The sequence below is a fragment of the Cyanobium sp. NIVA-CYA 375 genome (assembly GCF_056108345.1).
This window is the reverse complement of record NZ_JBSYHW010000280.1, coordinates 1-858: the sequence shown is the minus strand read 5'-3', so window position 1 is coordinate 858 and position 858 is coordinate 1. Positions and strand designations below refer to the sequence as shown.

Below are 858 nucleotides of genomic sequence, written 5' to 3'. Positions count from 1 at the left end.
GGCAGAAGCGGCATGGCTTGATCAGGCGGCACTGGTACTGTGCAAGCGGCTCGGGAAGGGGCGAACCATGAACCGCTGGAGGGGTTCATGCAAGACTGTGTTCTTAAGCAGCTGCGGCAATTGATCACATCTATTGCCGCCAGCCAGTCGTGAATCATCGCCGAGAGAGGCATTAGGCAGCCGATTTGATTGGCGATCCCATTTGCTTCGTTTCTGGCCAGTTATGCTCTCGAATTTACCCGATGCAATGGCTTTAATGCTAAAATCAGCTTGCAACTAGCTGAACCGTAGAGTGTTCGCTAATCCTGGCCCCATAGGCGCATAGCCAGGCCTTAACTCTTCGCTGTTTGTTTGATTTTGCGTTGACCGACGAACTCAATCGTGATCCTGGGGCTGAAATCGGCGGGTTGCCTCAGCGGCCAGTACTGCCTTTTGACGGATCCCTGGAGATGGGGTTAGTTGCGCACAAGCGCATGATCGAGCTCGGCGAAACCGACATCGGTGCCGCTGTCACCCACGCGCTGGAAGGGGCCCGAATCTTTCGTGGTTTGAGGGAGCAGGAGCCGGCTCAGCCCCAATGGGCCGCTGTCCATGAGGAGCAGTGCTGCCGCCTCGGTGCCATCTGGATCCATCGATTGGTTCTCGCTTATCCGCAGGCCGCCTTGATGTACGTCGATGGCCTCGATCTACTTGCACGGTTGGAAGAAATGCATGCCGAGTCGATTCCATGGCTGCCCGCCATGCGAGCCGACCTCATCCGGATCGGCGCTGGGGAAGCCGCTGCCCCCAGTTTCAGGAAAGTTGTCACCCCTCTGATCAGTACATCCGGGGGCTTGAGGACATGACTAATGCGTCGAT

The 858-nt window shown here is 57.0% G+C and carries 1 protein-coding gene; it reads left to right on the top strand.

The features are described from left to right. Positions 1–449: 449 nt before the first annotated feature. Positions 450–845, top strand: coding sequence for a hypothetical protein (locus tag AC01FP_RS18075; RefSeq protein ID WP_474482189.1), 396 nt, complete (start codon positions 450–452; stop codon positions 843–845). Positions 846–858 lie beyond the last annotated feature (13 nt).

Coding starts and splice junctions, on each gene's coding strand:
- AC01FP_RS18075 (WP_474482189.1), top strand. CDS start 450: ATGGGGTTAGTTGCGCACAAGCGCATGATCGAGCTCGGCGAAACCGAC.